16 protein-coding genes are annotated in these 16,210 nt (G+C 70.9%); 9 read left to right on the top strand and 7 right to left on the bottom strand.

Going from position 1 to position 16,210, the window contains the following annotated elements; translation table 11 throughout:
* Positions 1-75 precede the first annotated feature (75 nt).
* The 5 genes from ABWO84_RS11835 (at position 76) to ABWO84_RS11855 (ending at position 4,425) form a co-directional block, all read left to right on the top strand.
* Positions 76-372: a WXG100 family type VII secretion target gene (locus ABWO84_RS11835; protein ID WP_353114782.1), complete on the top strand. Its 297-nt coding sequence runs from the start codon at positions 76-78 to the stop codon at positions 370-372.
* Positions 373-457: 85 nt separating this feature from the next.
* Positions 458-1,468: a WXG100 family type VII secretion target gene (locus ABWO84_RS11840; protein ID WP_353114783.1), complete on the top strand. Its 1,011-nt coding sequence runs from the start codon at positions 458-460 to the stop codon at positions 1,466-1,468.
* Between the two features lie 2 nt (positions 1,469-1,470).
* Positions 1,471-3,228: a hypothetical protein gene (locus ABWO84_RS11845; RefSeq protein WP_353114784.1), complete on the top strand. Its 1,758-nt coding sequence runs from the start codon at positions 1,471-1,473 to the stop codon at positions 3,226-3,228.
* 62 nt (positions 3,229-3,290) lie between these two features.
* Complete coding sequence (locus ABWO84_RS11850; protein WP_353114785.1) at positions 3,291-3,719, top strand: hypothetical protein; 429 nt, start codon at positions 3,291-3,293, stop codon at positions 3,717-3,719.
* Positions 3,712-4,425: a hypothetical protein gene (locus ABWO84_RS11855; protein ID WP_353114786.1), complete on the top strand. Its 714-nt coding sequence runs from the start codon at positions 3,712-3,714 to the stop codon at positions 4,423-4,425. The genes ABWO84_RS11850 and ABWO84_RS11855 overlap by 8 nt, the downstream gene beginning before the upstream one ends.
* A 21-nt stretch (positions 4,426-4,446) precedes the next feature.
* Here ABWO84_RS11855 and ABWO84_RS11860 read toward each other — a convergent pair whose 3' ends face one another.
* The 5 genes from ABWO84_RS11860 to ABWO84_RS11880 all read right to left on the bottom strand — a co-directional run bounded on the left by ABWO84_RS11860 (position 4,447) and on the right by ABWO84_RS11880 (position 9,250).
* Entirely contained in the window at positions 4,447-4,917 is a 471-nt protein-coding gene (locus tag ABWO84_RS11860) for a recombinase family protein (RefSeq protein ID WP_353114787.1), read from the bottom strand.
* Between the two features lie 47 nt (positions 4,918-4,964).
* Positions 4,965-5,240 (bottom strand): hypothetical protein, encoded by a 276-nt coding sequence (locus tag ABWO84_RS11865; protein WP_353114788.1) that lies wholly within the window; start codon positions 5,238-5,240, stop codon positions 4,965-4,967.
* Entirely contained in the window at positions 5,240-5,839 is a 600-nt protein-coding gene (locus tag ABWO84_RS11870; RefSeq protein ID WP_353114789.1) for a hypothetical protein, read from the bottom strand. Before ABWO84_RS11870 ends, ABWO84_RS11865 begins: the two co-directional genes overlap by 1 nt.
* Positions 5,840-5,850: 11 nt before the next feature.
* Complete coding sequence (locus tag ABWO84_RS11875; protein WP_353114790.1) at positions 5,851-8,160, bottom strand: hypothetical protein; 2,310 nt, start codon at positions 8,158-8,160, stop codon at positions 5,851-5,853.
* 100 nt (positions 8,161-8,260) lie between these two features.
* Complete coding sequence (locus ABWO84_RS11880) at positions 8,261-9,250, bottom strand: malate dehydrogenase (RefSeq protein ID WP_353114791.1); 990 nt, start codon at positions 9,248-9,250, stop codon at positions 8,261-8,263.
* A 55-nt stretch (positions 9,251-9,305) separates the two neighbouring features.
* Here ABWO84_RS11880 and ypfJ point away from each other — a divergent pair, with 55 nt between their 5' ends.
* Both ypfJ and pip read left to right on the top strand, forming a co-directional pair.
* On the top strand, positions 9,306-10,184 hold the full coding sequence (gene ypfJ / locus ABWO84_RS11885; protein ID WP_353114792.1) for a KPN_02809 family neutral zinc metallopeptidase: 879 nt from the start codon (positions 9,306-9,308) through the stop codon (positions 10,182-10,184).
* A gap of 55 nt (positions 10,185-10,239) precedes the next feature.
* Positions 10,240-11,205 carry a prolyl aminopeptidase gene (gene pip, locus ABWO84_RS11890; protein ID WP_353114793.1) on the top strand — a complete coding sequence of 322 codons (966 nt, stop codon included), beginning with the start codon at positions 10,240-10,242 and terminating at the stop codon, positions 11,203-11,205.
* Positions 11,206-11,225: 20 nt separating this feature from the next.
* On the opposite strand, the gene ABWO84_RS11895 is transcribed toward pip, so the two are convergent.
* On the bottom strand, positions 11,226-13,001 hold the full coding sequence (locus ABWO84_RS11895) for an aldehyde dehydrogenase family protein (protein WP_353114794.1): 1,776 nt from the start codon (positions 12,999-13,001) through the stop codon (positions 11,226-11,228).
* Between the two features lie 48 nt (positions 13,002-13,049).
* Positions 13,050-13,313 carry a glutaredoxin family protein gene (locus ABWO84_RS11900; protein WP_353114795.1) on the bottom strand — a complete coding sequence of 88 codons (264 nt, stop codon included), beginning with the start codon at positions 13,311-13,313 and terminating at the stop codon, positions 13,050-13,052.
* A 162-nt stretch (positions 13,314-13,475) separates the two neighbouring features.
* On the opposite strand from ABWO84_RS11900, the gene ABWO84_RS11905 reads away from it, so the two are divergent.
* Both ABWO84_RS11905 and ABWO84_RS11910 read left to right on the top strand, forming a co-directional pair.
* Positions 13,476-14,930 carry a glycosyltransferase family 39 protein gene (locus ABWO84_RS11905; RefSeq protein ID WP_353114796.1) on the top strand — a complete coding sequence of 485 codons (1,455 nt, stop codon included), beginning with the start codon at positions 13,476-13,478 and terminating at the stop codon, positions 14,928-14,930.
* Between the two features lie 80 nt (positions 14,931-15,010).
* Complete coding sequence (locus tag ABWO84_RS11910) at positions 15,011-16,192, top strand: glycosyltransferase (RefSeq protein ID WP_353114797.1); 1,182 nt, start codon at positions 15,011-15,013, stop codon at positions 16,190-16,192.
* The last annotated feature ends 18 nt before the right edge of the window (positions 16,193-16,210 follow it).

Here is a 16,210-nt window from a genome sequence, read left to right on the forward strand (position 1 = left end):
GCCCGCGGGCGCGGTTACGCTCGAGACATCAAGAACCTCTCCGGCACCCGCCGGGGCGACCGGAAGGTAGTAATCATGGCAAACCTCAACGTCACCTACGCCGACATGAAGGACGCTGCGACCCGTCTCCGTTCGGGTCAGCAGGACATCGAGACCCAGCTGAAGAACCTGCGCGCGTACATCTCGCAGCTCGTCAGCAGCGGCTTCGTCACCACTTCGGCATCGGGTGCATTCGACGCATCGTACGAGCAGTTCAACTCGGGTGCCACGGCGACCATCGCCGGCATCGAGGGCATGGCCCGCTTCCTCGACGTCGCGGCCCAGTCGCTGCAGTCGACGGACGAGCAGCTCGCCGCGCAGATCCGCTCCTGACCACGGCGCCGTTCTTCTGAACGAGGGGGCGTCGGTCTCGGCGCCCCCTCGTCTCGTATCCGCATTCCGATCACAGGGGGGAATCATGGGCGACCTCGGACTCGAGAGCGCACGCTTCCGCGACGCGAGCACCTCGCTGTCGCAGGCCATCACCACGTTCCAGATCGCCGACCGGGTGGGCGACGACCTGGCGGGGCTCACCGGGCACGGCGGTCTCGCCGGCAAGGTGCATGATTTCGCCGACAACTGGGACCGCAAGCGCGGCCAGCTGCAGAAGAGCCTCGAAGGCATCCGCGACGTGCTGCAGGCCATGGCGGAGACGTTCGAGGAGGTCGACCGTGCGCTGGGCAAGAGCCTGACCGACGGGCAGGGACAGGCCCCCGGGATCCCCGGTGGCTCGGTCGGGGGAGGAGTCTCCGCTCCCGGCGGCCACTCCCGCGGCGACGGCGTCCCCTCGCCGGGCGGCTCCGGAGGCGTCCCGGTTCCGGGTGGTTCCGGCGGTGACCCGGTTCCGGGTGGTTCCGGCGGCGGCGAGGGTGCCGACGACGGCGGTCGCCACCCCGGCGTGCTCTCGGGCGGTCCCGCACCGGCGCAGATCGACCCCGATGCGGGTCCAGGGGGGCATCGGGTCGACACGATCCAGGGTGGTCCCGCGCCCGTGCGCTTCGACGAGGGTCAAGGGCTGCCGGAGGGTCCGTTCGAGGGCGGTCCGGCGATGCATGAGGGGACGTTCGTGACCGGTGGTCCGGGGTATGTGCCTTATGGTGAGGGTCCTGTTCTGCCGGAGGGTCCGTTCGAGGGCGGTCCGGCGATGCATGAGGGGACGTTCGTGACCGGTGGTCCGGGGTATGTGCCTTATGGCGACGGCCCGGTGCTGTCGTCCGGTCCGCACTCGCTTCCGGATCTTCCGGACGGCGAGCTGCCGGTGCGCTTCGTGACCGGCGGTCCTGCCCCGGTTCCCACGGGCGAGGCTCCGACCCTCGTTCCCGGATCCGTCACGGGAGGTCCGGCGCTGCCGCCCCCGGGGCTGCCGCGACTCGAAGTGCTTCCGCTGCCCGCCGACTTCACCCCCGACGACGAGACCGAAGGGAACTGACTGTGTTCGGATTCGGTGAGGACTTCTCACAGCTGCGCGACGGAGATCCGTCGACGCTCGTCGATCGCTCGGCGCAGCTCAGCAGGCAGGCGCAGGCGATCGCCGACGCCGCCAAGGTGCTGAACGACATCGCCGCGGGGCAGATCGCCAAGTCGGCGACCGAGCTGCGCGAGAAGGCGGCCGACGTGCAGACCGCCATGTCGCAGGCGCACCTCCGATATGAGCAGACCGCGGTCGCGCTGCGCACCTACGGCGTGAAGCTCGGCCCCATCAAGAGTCAGGCCGAGCGCGACATCCCCGCCCTCGAAGAGGCCCGGGGCCGTGTCGGCACGGCGAACTACGCCGCGGGAGATGCCGAGCGGCGCCAGCTGTTCGAGGGGCTCACGAATTCGCCGGAGGACGTGCGGCAGGACACCGCCGACGATCTGGCCCGCGCTCGCCGCCAGGCGGAGTCCGCGCAGGCCGACGTGGAGGCGATCCTCGCCCGGCTGCGCGCCGCGCGCGAGGAGAAGGAGCGCATCGCCCAGGAGGCGATCAACGCCATCGAGACGGTGATCAGCAAGGGCAAGGACTCCCTGCTCGACAACATCGCCCAGTTCTTCGAGGGCGTCGGGGACTTCTTCGCGGCGATCGGCAAATGGATCGCCGACGTGGTGAAGAAGGTCGTCGATGCCGTGATCGACATCGTGCAGCGGCTCGTGTCGATCCTGGTGATGGCGGCGCTCGCGGTCGCCGCGATCGCGCTGATCCTCGGCGCGCTCGCGCTCATCGCGATGATCCCCGTCGTCGGCCCGATCCTCGCCGGTCTCATCGGAGCGACTCTGCTGGCTGCGCCGTTCATCATCGGCGGCCTGCTGCTCAGCATCGCCATCGGCGAGTCGATGGCACCCGACCCCAAGCCGATCAACGCCAAGTACGGCGACAGCTCCGTGCCCGACGAGAACGGCGTGTACCCTCCGGAAGCCGAGACCTACGGCGATCTGTTCAAGGACGTCGGCGCGCAGGACCACGACGGGGGCGAGGACGCCACCGAGATCAAGATCGTGAAGATCTACGACGCCGACGGCAACCTCGTCGGAGTGCGGGTGCAGTTGCCGAGCACGCAGTCGTGGAGCCCGTTCGCCGACCACGGGGCGTTGAACGACCTCCGCGCCGACGCGATGATCGCGCTGATGCCCGGGGTGCGCACACAGTACGAGCGGGCCGTGATCGACGCGATGAACCGTGCCGGTCTCGCCGACACGAAGGTGCCGATCCAGCTGACCGGGTGGAGCCTCGGGGGGATGATGGCGGGACACCTCGCCGCCTCGCCGGACTTCCCCTACGCCGACCGGGTGACCTCGATCGTCACGGCCGGCTCCGCGGTGGACAAGTACCGCAGCGACCTCAACCCGAACATCCGCGTCACGCAGTTCAACAATCTGCTCGACCCGGTGCACCGGCTCGAGATGGTGGGCCTCGGACCGGGCGACGCCGGGTACAACCCCAAGTGGACCACCTACCACCCGTTCTTCGGCGGCGACGACGGCAACATCCACAACGCCGACAAGTACGGTGACGCGGCCGACCAGTTCGCGCCGACGGTGCATCCCGACGACTCGATGTTCTTCGCCGGCGACGGCGGGCACGAGGAGAGCGTGCAGTACCGCTACACGCGCAACCAGCCCGAAGGCGACCCGGCGGCCGTGGACGCGGCGACGCGGCAGGCGCAGCACGACGGAACGGCCCCCTCGGGCGCGCTCCCGATCGGCGCCCGCTAGGGTCGAGGAGGAGGTCCGCACAGACGATGGCAACACGCATGGGAAAGGTGGCCGCTGTGGGCGTGCTCTCAGCAATCCTGGGCCTGGTCGGATGCTCGGCCTCGGTCGACACGGGCTCCTTCGAGAAGGAGCTCGACGGCATCCAGGGGGTCAACGGCTCGCTGGTGGAGGTGCAGCATCCGGGCCTGCCGACGAACACGGATGTGGTCGTCTGGCTGTTCGTCGACTCCACCGATGTCGCGTCGGTCTCCGCGACCGCCCGCGAGGTGGCGGAGATCGTCAAGGTCGACGATTCCGTCCGCACACATCAGGTGAGCCTCGCGGTCGTCCAGGGCGAGCCGGCGCAGTATCCGACCCGCAGCGACGTCTCGTCGCATTCCGCGCAGGTCATGCACAAGGTGGCCGAGGAGCTCGGGCTCCCGCGATCGGCCGGCGGATTCCTCCGGCTGGACACGCAGGCCGTCTCGCAGCTCACGGGTTCGAATGGCTGACCAGGAGCAGGAGCAGGCCGCCGCGGCTGAGGCTCCTGCGACTCCGGAGCATTTCCCGACGATCAATTTCCGGCTCCCCGGGGTCTGGGTCGTGCTCGACCCGCGGGAGGACGAGGAGTCCCGCGCCGCGATCGAGGAGACCGTTCTGGCGGCGGTCGGCAAGGCCGACGACGCCGTGCTCCTGCGCCGCACCATGCAGGGATCGCTCGTCGACGCTCTGGAGGGTGCGCAGCAGGCCGGTGCCGAGATGCTCTACCTCTGTCAGGAGGTCGGCGGCATGCCCATGCCGATCGCGCTCTCGGTGCATTTCCCGAAGGACCTGCGGATGAGCCCCGCGATCGGCACGTCACCGGCCTCGGTGATCGCGGTGCTGAAGCGCAGCTTCGAAGAACTGAAGGTCGACGGCATCGATGAGGCGGTGGAGATCGAGATCGAGGAATCGCGCGTGCTCCGCACGGTGACGATCGACGAGCAGACGATCGAGACCGAGGAGGCGAGCCGAGAACAGCGCCGCATCTCGGCGGATTACTGGTACACGGTGCCGGGCACCAAGCACGTGCTGCTGGTGAACCTCGCCACGCCTCTCGGCGACATCCCGCACGTCATGCTGGGCTTCTTCGACAGCATCATCGCGGCGTCGTTCTTCGCCCCCGCCGAGGAGACGGAGAGTTCGGCGGAAGAGGCCGCGCCGATCGCTGCCGGCTGAGGCCGGGACGGATGCCGCGGCTCAGCGGCCCGCGTCCGCCAGGTGCCGGGCGTGGTGGCTGAGGACCTTGACCATGATGCCGCGGCGGCGCAGCTCGGCGACCGTGCGCCCCTCCTCGTCGATGTCGCGACCGAGCGCATGGATGTTGGCGACCACGAGCACGTCCCCGGGGTGCAGGGTCTCGATCAGCCGCGCCAGGCGATCGCCCCAGCTCTCCAGGATCTCGGGCGCCGGGTGGCGGAAGCCCTCGATCGGCACGCCGAAGCGGGTGAGGTCGTCACGCTGCTGCACGACCGACGGCATCCCCTCGCGGGAGACGACCAGCCCCACCAGACGGGCTCCGTCGGGGCGGGCCAGCCACCAGTCGCGGTTGTCCTGCAGCTGGGTGAAGCACTTCGGGCACTCCGCCGCCGCGTGCGGCAGGTGCAACGGGCTCGTGAGCGCATCACCGGCCGCGCCCTGATCGGCCGGCAGCTCCCTCGCGTCGCTCATCGTCGCACCTCCGGCATCCATTCTGCCCGACACCGGGGACATCCGCGTCAGGGAGTGGTCGCGCCGGCGGCGAGGGCCTTCTCCTGCGTCTCGTGGGTGCCCGCGGCCTCCACGGCGCTCTGCCCGGCGTCGGTCGCCCCCGTCTGGAGCATCAGCAGGCTCGCCTTCGCCCACATCGCCCAGTCGTCGGCGGCGGAGGACACGGTGGGCGCGCCGCACGCGCCCATGACGAGGTCGGTGTCGGTGGTCAGCGCCCATCCGGCGGTGTTCAGCGCGCTGCCGGCGGAGCGCACGGCATCGGTGTCGATCAGCAGGTCGGCCATCAGGGACCCTTCACGTCGGAGGGCGAGTAGCCCTTGCTCACATCGGGCTGCGGGTCGAATCGGCCCACGGCGACATCGCCGAGATCGCACGCGGAGTCGGTGTGCGGGATCGACATGTCCAGGCGGATCCTGTCGTTGATTGTGCCCACCAGCCGGTATTCGACGGTGCGTCCCTCGAGCGTCGTCGGCGCGGTGGTCTGCTTCCCCGACTCCAGGTACCAGTCACCGGCCTCGCACACCAGGACGGTGGCGTGGTTGTGATCGGTCTCCTCCACCGAGAGAACGGTCATGGGGGTCGGGCCGGGGTAGGCGTAGAAGTCGTCCTCCTTCGCCGCACGCCGCTGCGCTTCGGCGGCACGTCTCATCGCGGGTACGGTCGTCGTCCTCCCGAGCTCCGCCGCGGTGTAGTCACGGGTGACCGATGCGATCGCCAGCGCGGTGTCGGAGGCGCGCAACGCCTTCACCCACGGGCTGTCCTCATGCTCCCCCGATGGCGGCCCCGGCGACCAGGAGACCGACGGCGGGGTGGGTGCGGGGGTCGGCGGAGTGCATCCCGTCGCGCCGAGCATCACGGCGGTCACGGCGGTCAGGAGGAGCACGCGTCGCATCCTCATCCCTTCTCCGCCCACGAGGAGTTGGCCTCGACGGCGCGGGCGTAGTCGGCGGCCAGCTCCTTGAGGTAGCTGTCGGCGGCCGCATCGGAACCGAGCGCCGCCCGGATCCCCAACTGGTCCATCATCTTCTCGATGGCGTCCATCGTAGCGATCTCACGCCCGTTCGCGTCGTGGGCGTACTGCTGCGCGAGCGCCTCGTGGGTGTTGCCCCAGAGGGAGACCGCGCCGCCCTTGATCTGGTCTTTGACCTCGCCGATCGCGATGTCCTGCAGCTTGTCGATCAGCTGGACGCCGCCTTCGGCGATGAGGTGGCTCGCGTTCGGGATCTTGATCGGCAGCATGTCGATCACGCCCGCGACGCCGTCGATCGCCTCCTGCACAGCGGCGTCGTGCCGGCTCGCCGCGCCTAGAGCGGAGCCCATCGGCGAGCCGTCGATCCAGCCCTGCAGCTCCACGACGCGCTCCAGGGCGTCCGATGTGTAGGCGCTCCCGGGCGGGGTCGTCGACGCGATGCCGAGGAGAGTGTTCTGATACTCCCTGATGGCGGTGGCGAGGTAGGTGGCACCGGCCGATGGTCCGTCGCCGTCGGACCAGGTCGCGGTGCCGAGCAGCTTCGCGAGATCGGACTGGCTGAGGTTCGGGATCGGCCGCAGCTCGTCCGACCCGATGAGGGCGTCCCGGAGGAACGGGTCGTCCCTGTGCCGGGGGTCCGTCTCGCTGACGTTCTCCGCCAGATAGGGGAGGGCGTGCGTGATGCCCTCTGCGAGCCGCACCTGGCCCATCTCGGACAGGTGCTCGGGCAGGAAGTCCTCGTTGCCGAGCAGCGCCTGGACGACGTGCGTGGTCATGGACGACACGCGCTCCCATTTGCTCGGGTCGTACATCGTCGGGTCCGTCGGACCTCCCGCGACCTGCTGCGCACCTGACCACAGTGCCGCCGGTCCCTCGAAGCCGTCGCCGGTCTCCTCGGCGCCCCAGGGGCGCTCACCGAACCAGTACTTGATGCGGGCGTCGCTGAGCGAGGCGTGCTTCTCCCCGTCGCGGTAGTGTCCGACGTCGTCCGGGGAACCGTCCATGAGCCAGTCCAGCGCGGCGTCCGGGTAGTGGCCGAGCGTGGAGAAGACCCGGCCTGCGAGGTCGTCGACGCGGTTGCCGTCGAGTCCGGTCTTCTCGCCCTCCAGGAATGCGAGGGTGCGGCCTCCGCCCATCGGCGAGGTGTCGATCCAGGCGCCGCGGCCGAACTCCCGCTCGATGCGGTCGATGCGGTTCGCCATCTCGACCGTGAGGGTCTGCCCCAGCGGGGCGCCGTCCGCGTCGGAGAACAGGAAGCCGATCGCCGAGACCTTGCCGCCGACCGTGCTCGACGCGCCGGTGAGCATCTCGTCGGCGAACTGCGACGCGGTCGCGGGGCTCCAGCGCGACGAGCCGAGGGAGAGCCCTCCGCGGATCATCGTCGCGAGGGCGAGAGCGAGGCCCGGGTCGAAGTTGCGGGTCACCACCTCGTCGCCGAGGTGGTCGATGAGATCGACGGTCTTCTCCCCGCCGAGGTTGAGGGAGAACTGCGCCATCACCGAGCGGTCGTTCCCCCACAGCTGGAAGAAGCGCTTGAGCGCCTCTGCGTCGGACGCGGACAGGTCGCCCTTGGTCATCTTCGACGCCAGCTCGGCGTAGCCCTTGGCGATCGCAGTGCTGCTCAGGTCGTCGAGCTTTTCGATGTGGATCGCCGTGAGGGCCTTCTTCATGTCGTCCCAGCCGGCCGGCGGGGCGAGCGCGGCGATGACGGCGTCGTCCGCCTTCTTCCGGTCGGCGGCGAGCGTGCGGAGCTTCGCGACGCAGGCCCGCATGGTGTCATAGGTGTGGTGGCCGCCGTGGGGGACGCCCCAGGTCAGCGCGAGCGAGATGACGGCCGGCGGGGACGCAGGCTGGACCAGCAGGCCCGGGTTCTCCTCGTCCTGACGCTGGGCCCAGATCCGCCATTCCCGATAGGCGGTGTCGTAGCCGCCCTCCGCCTGCTGCTGCGAGGCGCGGATGGCGTCGACCGCGGACGCATACGTCTCGAGCGCCTTCTTGGCCTCGGCCATCTCGGTGGAGATGGTGCCGACGGCGGCTTTCGGGCGCTGCAGCGACGTGCGGAACGCGTCTCCCGATCCCGGCCCCCACACCTCCGGACCCACGCCGGCGGCGGCCGAATCGATCGCGCCGCCGAGCGTGGTCACGGAGCTGCTCAGACCGCCGATCTTCTGGGCCGCACTCGTCGCGGCGCTCCGGTCGCCTGCTCCAGGATCGGCTTCTGTCCAATTGCTCATCGCATCCCCCCTGCGGTCTCCAGGCTAGGCGGTCCGTCGGATCCGCACGATGGGGAGAACTGCCCATGCGCGTCTGCGGAGGGCGATGCGGGGTACCGGCTCAGAGCATCCCGAGCGCGCGCACGGCGTCACGCTCGTCGGAGAGCTCGGCGACCGACGCGTCGATGCGGGCGCGGGACCAGTCGTCGACGTCGAGACCCTCGACCACCTGCCAGTGCCCGTCGACGCTGCGCACGGGGAAGGAGCAGACCAGTCCCTCGGGCACGCCGTACTCGCCCCGGGAGACGATCGCCGCGCTGGTCCAGTCGTCGGTGCCGCGTGCCCAGTCGCGCACGTGGTCGATCGTCGCGCTCGCGGCGGAGGCCACCGACGACGAGCCGCGCACCTCGATGATCTCCGCCCCGCGCGTGGCCACGCGCGGGATGAAGGTGTCCGCCAGCCAGGTGCGGACGTCGCCCACCCGTTCGGCGAGCTCCGCGGCCACCGGCCGACCGTCGACCGTCGCGTGCGCGATGTCGGGGAACTGCGAGGCCGAGTGGTTGCCCCAGATCGGCACCCGCCGGATGTCCGCGACCGGGGCGCCGAGGGTCGCGGCGAGCTGTGCGCGCGCCCGGTTCTCGTCGAGGCGCGTGAGGGCGCTGAAGCGGTCGGAGGGCACGCCGTCGGCGGACGCGGAGGCGATCAGGGCGTTCGTGTTCGCAGGGTTGCCGACCACCGAGACGCGCACGTCGTTCGCGGCGCTCGCGGCGATCGCCGCCCCCTGCGGCCCGAAGATGCCGGCGTTGGCGGCGAGGAGGTCGGCGCGCTCCATGCCCGGCCCGCGCGGTCGGGCGCCGACGAGCAGGGCGTGGTTCGCCCCGGAGAAGCCGACCGCGGCGTCGTCGGTCACCTCCACGTCGTCGAGGAGGGGGAACGCGGCGTCCTGCAGCTCGAGGGCGGCACCCTCCGCCCCCTTCAGGCCCTGCGGGATCTCGAGCAGGCGCAGCCGCACGTGCTCCTCGGGTCCGAACAGGTCTCCTGCCGCGATGCGGAACAGCAGCGCATAGCCGATCTGTCCGCCGGCTCCGGTGAGGGTGATCGTGGTCGCCATGACTCGAGCCTATGCCCGCCTCCGACGCGGTGCGGCGCTGGAGTACCTTTCTCTCATGACGTTCAATCCCGATGCCGACATCTCCGGCAACACGACCCGCCGTCGCGGCCGGACCGCCGCGATCGCCGGAGCCGGCGGCGTCGGCGTGCTGGGGATCATCGCGCTGCTGGTCGGGCCCCTGCTGGGCATCGACCTCACCGGATTCCTCGGCGGCGGGGACCAGGGCCCCGCGCCCGCGTCCACCTCGCAGGGGGAGCTGCTCGACTGCAACTCCGGGCAGGACGCCAACACGCGCGATGAGTGCCGCATCGCCGGCGCGGAGGTGCTGCTGAACGCGTACTGGAAGAAGCAGTTCAAGAGCGGGTACGTCAATCCCGGCTCGATCGTGGTCGACGGGCAGACGCCGACGGCGTGCGGCACGGCGTCCAACGCGGTCGGCCCGTTCTACTGCCCCGGCGACGAGACGGTGTACATCGACCCCACCTTCTTCGACCTCATGCGCCAGCAGTTCGGGGCGTCGGCGGGATCGCTCGCGCAGCTGTACATCGTGGGCCACGAGTGGGGGCATCACGTGCAGAACCTCACCGGCATCATGCGCGACCACCCGAACAACGGCACCGGTCCCGACAGCAACAGCGTGCGCACCGAGCTGCAGGCGGACTGCTACGCGGGCGCCTGGATCGGCGACGTGGCGACGCTGAAGGACAAGAACGGCGTCGCCTACCTGAAGAAGCCGACCGACGCGCAGCTGCAGGACGCCCTCAACGCGGCGTTCACGGTCGGTGACGACCACATCCAGGAGCAGTCCGGCTTCGTCAACCCGGAGAGCTTCACGCACGGCACCAGCGAGCAGCGGCAGTACTGGTTCGCCAACGGCTACAAGAACGGGCTCGGCGTCTGCGACACGTTCGCGGTCGCGGCCGGCGACCTGTGACCCGCCGCGCGGCCCGCTACGGTGGAGGGACCGCGCAACATCTCGGGGGCAGAACATGAAGACGGATGCGCTCTATCCGCCGATCGAACCGTACGACACCGGCGAACTGCTGGTCGGCGACGGGAACCGCGTCTACTGGGAGCAGAGCGGGAACCCCGACGGGAAGCCCGTCGTGTTCCTGCACGGCGGCCCGGGAGGCGCGACGGCGCCGTGGCACCGGAGGTTCTTCGACCCGGAGGCCTACCGCATCGTGCTGCTAGACCAGCGGGGCTGCGGCAGGAGCACCCCGCATGCGAGCGACCCGTCGGCCGACCTGCGTTTCAACACCACCTGGCACCTCGTCGCCGACCTCGAACTGCTGCGCCGCAACCTCGGCATCGAGAAGTGGCAGGTGTTCGGCGGGTCCTGGGGGAGCGCCCTCGCCCTCGCGTATGCGCAGACGCACCCGGAGGCGGTCAGCGAGCTGGTGCTCCGCGGCGTCTTCACGCTGCGCCGGCACGAGCTGGAGTGGTTCTACGAGGGCGGGGCGTCGGCGCTGTTCCCCGACCTCTGGGAGGACTATGTCGCTCCGATCCCGGTGCTCGAGCGCAACCGGATGATCGAGGCGTACCACCGCAGGCTCTTCGACCCCGACCCCGCCGTGCACGTCCCCGCCGCGATCGCGTGGACGCGGTGGGAGGCTTCCACGGTCACGCTGCACCCCGACCCCGTGCTCGTCGAGAAGATGACCTCGGATGCGCACGCCACGGCGTTCGCGCGCATCGAGAACCACTTCTTCACGCACAGCGGCTGGTTGCGCGAAGGGCAGCTGATCGACGACGTCGACGCCATCCGGCACATCCCCGCCGTGATCGTGCAGGGGCGCTACGACGTGTGCACGCCGATGATGACGGCCTGGGACCTGCACCGGGCGTGGCCGGAGTCGGAGCTGGTGATCGTCGACGACGCCGGACACTCCGCGAGCGAGCCGGGCACGGCGGCGGCGCTGCGGGCCGCGACGGACCGTTTCGCCGGACGCTAGTCGCGCCGGTCGCGCCGAGGTCAGGCGCGCAGTGCGGCCAGGAGCGTCGTCACCAGCCCCGGGAGCCCGCCCTTCGCGCGGAATCGGGTGAGGCCCTCGCTCACCGTCGCCGCGGTGCGCGCCGACACGAACCACGGCGGCTTCGGAAGGATCGTGAGGCGTCCGCCGCCGTTCGCACCGGGCAGCGAGCGCGGGAACGGGCGGAAGGGGCCGCGGACCACCGAGCGCTCGACGCCGTCGAGCAGCAGCGCGTTGTGCACCACGCCCAGCCCGCTGCCCACGTCGCGGAGTGTGTTGCCCGGGAACGCGCCCCAGGTCATCGTCGGGGTGATGAAGCCGAACGCGGTCCAGGTGTTGATCGCGATCGAGCCGTAGAGCAGCTCCGAGATCGCGCGGTCGAAGCCGGTGCCCAGTGCCTTCTCCGTGGCCGGATGGATGATGACGTTCGCGCCGAGGGTGCCTTGCAGCCGGTCGTTCGCGTGCGCGATGGCGGCGTCGAGGAAGGCCTGCCCGGTGCCGGGCAGCTCCTCCACGCCCAGCACCGGGGCGAAGTACTCGGTGCGCTCCAGTGCGGTGGGGTCATCTCCTGCGCCGATCTCGACGAGCAGACGGTCCGCCAGGACGAGGGCATCGGGGTAGTCGCCGGACGCCTGTTCCATGCGGGCGTCCGAGTTCGGATACCAGATCGGGCGCTCCGGCGCTGCGGCGTAGGCACGGCGGAGGGCCGCCGTGAACTTCTCGCGCTGCGGCCAGTCGCTCGACAGGATGACCACCTGGCCCGCGATGCAGTTGTGCCCGCAGTTCTGCAGGCGCATGGTCGCGACGTGCTCGGCCTGGAAGGCGATGTCCGCGTCGGTCCACTCGCCGGGGACGACGATGATCGGCGACACCCCGCCCAGCTCCGCCGTGATCGGCTTCTTCAGCTGCGGCCTGTCCTCGCGCTTGCGACGGGTGGCCGTGCCGCCCGTCCCCCAGACGATGGCGTCGAACGTCGCCGCGGAGCCCGTGATGTGCACGTGCACGAGATCGGGATGCCCCGTGAGGTAGGCGCCGGCCGCGGGGCCGCCGTGCACGATGCGCAGGAACCCCGGCTCGATGAGCGGGGCGAGGGCCCGCTCATACACCGGGACCAGCGGATCCTGGGTCGGGTTGACCTTGAGCAGGGCCACCCTGTTGTGCGCGAGCAGCTCGTAGAGCACGTCGAGCACCGGGATCGAGGTGATGTTCCCGGCGCCGAGCACCAGTCCCACCCCGCCGCTCTCCCCGGGGGTGAGCTGCGCGAGCCCGGCGTCGCGGCGTGCAGCGGCAGGGGTGATGCCGGGCTCGAGCCACACCTGGCCGGTGAACCCCTGGAGCAGGAAGCGATCCATCCCGGTGAGGGGGAAGGCGTCGACGGCCACGCGTCCGCCGGGCGCTCTGCCCAGAGCCACGCCGTCGATCGCGCTCCGGCCCTCGGCGAGGCGCGTGAGGGTGTCGACGTAGGCGTCGAGGGCGCCGAGCACGCTGTACGGCCCGCTCAGCCACTCCTCCCCGCGGAGGGGGTGGTTCGCGACGAGGCCCTTCGACTCGACGGCCGTCTGCGCCCACTCGTCGATGCTCGCCGCGACGCTCGTGCGCACCGCGCGGAGCAGGGTCGCCCGCTGCCCGACGGAGAGGTTCGTCCAGGTGCGCGAGCCCGCCTGGAGATCGCGGATCGCGGCGTCGAGGTGCCGGGTCTCGCGCTCGTCCGGGCCGGGAGCCGCGCCCTTCTTCGCGGGGGCTTTCTTCCTCTTCGCGGCGGGCGCGGACTGAGTCATCGTCGTCTCCTTCGGGCGTGCTGACAGCCTACGCCCCGGTGGCGCGCGTCAGATCAGGGAGAGCTCGCGCAGCTTCGACTCCACGTCGGCGTTCGAGGGCTCGACGTGGTGCGAGGCGTCCGGGTACACGACCACGGGGATGTTCGTGCGCCCCGAGATCTCCTTCGCGACATCGGCCGCGGCGGGGTCGGCGACGAGGTCGACGTAGGTGTACTCGATGCCGAGCTCGTCGAGCTGCTTCTTGGTGCGGCGGCAGTCGCTGCACCACTCGGCGCCGAACATGGTGATGGTGTCGGATGCGGGAGTCGTCATGCTTCCAGGGTACGTCCGCGGAGAGCCTCCGGCTCCGTGCCCGGGCGCTCGGGGATCGTGTGGGATGCTGACGGGTGGGGGCCGTCACGGAGCGGTCGCCGAGCGAGCGAAGCGGACGGGGAGCCCGGGACCTCCGCCGCGGCGGAGCACATGAGGAGCACTATGTCGGCGGATGCCCCCGCGATCGCGCCCGCGGCGACGGGTGCCGGCCGGTCGGACCGCCGCCTGTTCTGGATGATCGCCGCGTCCGCCCTCCTCCTCTTCGTCATCGGCTCGTGGATCCCCTCCTTCTGGTACGACGAGGCGGCCACGCTGCGGCTGGCGCGGCTGCCGCTGCCGGACCTGCTCGCGTTCGCCGGGCACCGGGACGCGGTGCACGTCGTGTATGCGCTCTTCATGCACGGATGGATCGCCCTGACCGGCGAGTCGGAGCTCATGGTCCGCCTGCCTTCGGCGCTCGCCTCGGCGCTGGCGTCCGGCGGTGTCTTCGTGCTCACCCGGAGGCTCGGCGGCGACCGCGGGGCGGCAGTGCTGGCCGCCGCGCTCTTCGCCTTCCTCCCGCGCACGCTGCTGCAGACGGGGGAGGCCCGTTCCTACGCGATCGCGGTGGCCCTGCTCGTGGCCGCGGCGCTGCTGGCGCTGCGCGCATCCGCCTCGGGACGCACGCGGGACTGGCTCTGGTACGGGCTGGTCGCCGCCCTCGCGGTGTGGTGCTTCGCCTACGCGGCGCTCGTGCTGCCGGCGTTCGGGATGCTCGTCGCGCGTGGCGCCGGCGATCGCCGGCGGCGTGCGGTGCGCGGCCTGCTCGCCGCCGTGGTCCCCGCGCTGCCCGCGATTCCGCTCGTGCTGCTGATGCGGGGCCAGCGGGGGCAGGTCGCCTGGCTGGAGACGCAGGCCGTCAACCCCTACACGGTGATCGTCGAGCCGTTCTTCGGGTGGGCCGCGTGGCTCGCGGCGGGGGCGATCGCGCTGCTCGTAGTCGGCATCGTGCGGGGGCGGCTGCGCATGACCGGTGTCGTCCTCGCGCTCGTGATCTGGACCGTGCTCCCCGCCGTCGTGCTCCTCGCCGCGGGGCTGGTCACCCAGCCGCTGTTCACACCCCGGTACCTCGCCGTCTCCGCACCGGCGCTCGTCGTGCTGTGCGGGCTGGCGGTCAGCGGGCTGCGCACGCGGACGCTCCTCATCATCGGGCTGTCCTGGTCCGTCGCCGCGGCACCCTTCGCGGTGGCGAGCAGGACGATCGACGCGAAGCCCGGGGGACTCGACCTCCGGTCCGTCGCCGCGGTGATCCACGACGGGGCGCAGCCGGGCGACGCGTTCCTGCTCGGGACGGACGGCACCGGCGCCCTCCGCCCCCGCACCGCGCTCGCCGCCTATCCCGCCGCGTTCGCGGGGCTCCGGGACCTGGCACTGGTCCGTCCCTATGCCGAGACCGGAACGTACTGGGACGAGGTGCGCCGCCCCTCTGCGGTCGACCTCACGGGGACGACACGGGTGTGGGTGGCGACCCGGGGAGGCGATCCGTTCGCCGCATCGCTCGACGACGCCGGGTTCCGGAGCGTGCGCAGCACCACGGTGACCGGTGTCCGTGTCGCGCTCTGGGAGCGTGCGGACTGATTCCACGGAGGCGCGAAGAGGAAGCGGATCCACAGCGTGGCATGTCAGGATGGATGCTTCAGGAGGGGTCTGTTCACGAGATGGGGGAGCCCGTGGGGGAGAAGGTCACGATCATCGTGCCCACCTTCAACGAACGCGACAACGTCGCGGAGCTCGTCGCACGCACCGCGGCGGCGCTGGACGGGCGCGACGGTGAGATCCTGTTCGTCGACGACAGCAGCGACGACACCCCCGAGGAGATCGCCCGGGTCGCGGCGGAGGCGCCGGTTCCGGTGCGCCTCATCCACCGCGAGCTCAACACCGGGGGACTTGGCGGCGCGGTGGTCGTCGGGCTCGACGCGGCCGCGTACGACGTCTGCATCGTGATGGACGGCGACCTCCAGCATCCCCCCGAGCTGATTCCGGCGCTGCTCGAGCGCCACGAGCGCGGCGACGCCGACGTGGTCGCCGCATCGCGCTACATCGGCGGCGGCGACTCCGGCGGTCTCGGCACCGCGATGCGCTTCGGCGTCTCGCGCGGCGCGACCTGGCTGACGAAGGCGATGTTCCCCCGCAAGCTGTGGCGCAGCACCGACCCGATGACCGGGTACTTCCTGGTCGACCGGCGACACGTCGACGCGGGGCAGTTGCAGCCGCAGGGCTTCAAGATCCTCCTGGAGATCCTGGTGCGGTCCGACGTGCGGATCGCCGAGGTCCCGATGTCGTTCGGCGAGCGGCGGCACGGCACCTCCAAGGCGTCGATGCGGCAGGGCGTCACCTTCCTCGCCCACCTCGCCCGCCTGCGCTTCGGCAAGATGAGCCTGTTCGCGCTGATCGGCCTGGTCGGGGCCGTGGCGAACATCGGCATCATGTGGCTGCTCACCAAGGCGGGCATGGACTACGTGTGGGCGGCGATCATCGGCGCCGAGGCGACCATCATCGGCAATTTCGTGCTGCAGGAGCGGTTCGTCTTCGGCGACGTGCGCGATGACGCCAGGTCGTTGTGGGTGCGCTTCGCGGCCTCCTTCGCGTTCAACAACGTGGAGGCGGCCCTGCGCATCCCCCTCATGGCGTTGATGGTCGAGAACTGGCACATCTCGAGCGTGCTCGCGACCGCCGTCTCGCTGGTCGTGGCGTTCTTCGCCCGCTTCCTGTTCCATGCCCTGGTGGTCTACGCGCCGCGTCGTCGCAAGGACGCTGCCGAGGAGCCGCCGGTCGACACCGCGGCGCTGAAGGTGATCCGGGCGGCCGACGCTGAGGCGATGCGCCCGGGCGAGCTGTAGCGCGCGTTCCGCGACGTG

Source organism: Microbacterium sp. (assembly GCF_040394595.1).
Lineage (GTDB): Bacteria > Actinomycetota > Actinomycetes > Actinomycetales > Microbacteriaceae > Microbacterium.

Coding starts and splice junctions, on each gene's coding strand:
- ABWO84_RS11835 (WP_353114782.1), top strand. CDS start 76: ATGGCAAACCTCAACGTCACCTACGCCGACATGAAGGACGCTGCGACC.
- ABWO84_RS11840 (WP_353114783.1), top strand. CDS start 458: ATGGGCGACCTCGGACTCGAGAGCGCACGCTTCCGCGACGCGAGCACC.
- ABWO84_RS11855 (WP_353114786.1), top strand. CDS start 3,712: ATGGCTGACCAGGAGCAGGAGCAGGCCGCCGCGGCTGAGGCTCCTGCG.
- ABWO84_RS11860 (WP_353114787.1), bottom strand. CDS start 4,917: ATGAGCGACGCGAGGGAGCTGCCGGCCGATCAGGGCGCGGCCGGTGAT.
- ABWO84_RS11865 (WP_353114788.1), bottom strand. CDS start 5,240: ATGGCCGACCTGCTGATCGACACCGATGCCGTGCGCTCCGCCGGCAGC.
- ABWO84_RS11875 (WP_353114790.1), bottom strand. CDS start 8,160: ATGAGCAATTGGACAGAAGCCGATCCTGGAGCAGGCGACCGGAGCGCC.
- ABWO84_RS11880 (WP_353114791.1), bottom strand. CDS start 9,250: ATGGCGACCACGATCACCCTCACCGGAGCCGGCGGACAGATCGGCTAT.
- ypfJ (WP_353114792.1), top strand. CDS start 9,306: ATGACGTTCAATCCCGATGCCGACATCTCCGGCAACACGACCCGCCGT.
- pip (WP_353114793.1), top strand. CDS start 10,240: ATGAAGACGGATGCGCTCTATCCGCCGATCGAACCGTACGACACCGGC.
- ABWO84_RS11895 (WP_353114794.1), bottom strand. CDS start 13,001: ATGACTCAGTCCGCGCCCGCCGCGAAGAGGAAGAAAGCCCCCGCGAAG.
- ABWO84_RS11900 (WP_353114795.1), bottom strand. CDS start 13,313: ATGACGACTCCCGCATCCGACACCATCACCATGTTCGGCGCCGAGTGG.
- ABWO84_RS11905 (WP_353114796.1), top strand. CDS start 13,476: ATGTCGGCGGATGCCCCCGCGATCGCGCCCGCGGCGACGGGTGCCGGC.
- ABWO84_RS11910 (WP_353114797.1), top strand. CDS start 15,011: ATGGGGGAGCCCGTGGGGGAGAAGGTCACGATCATCGTGCCCACCTTC.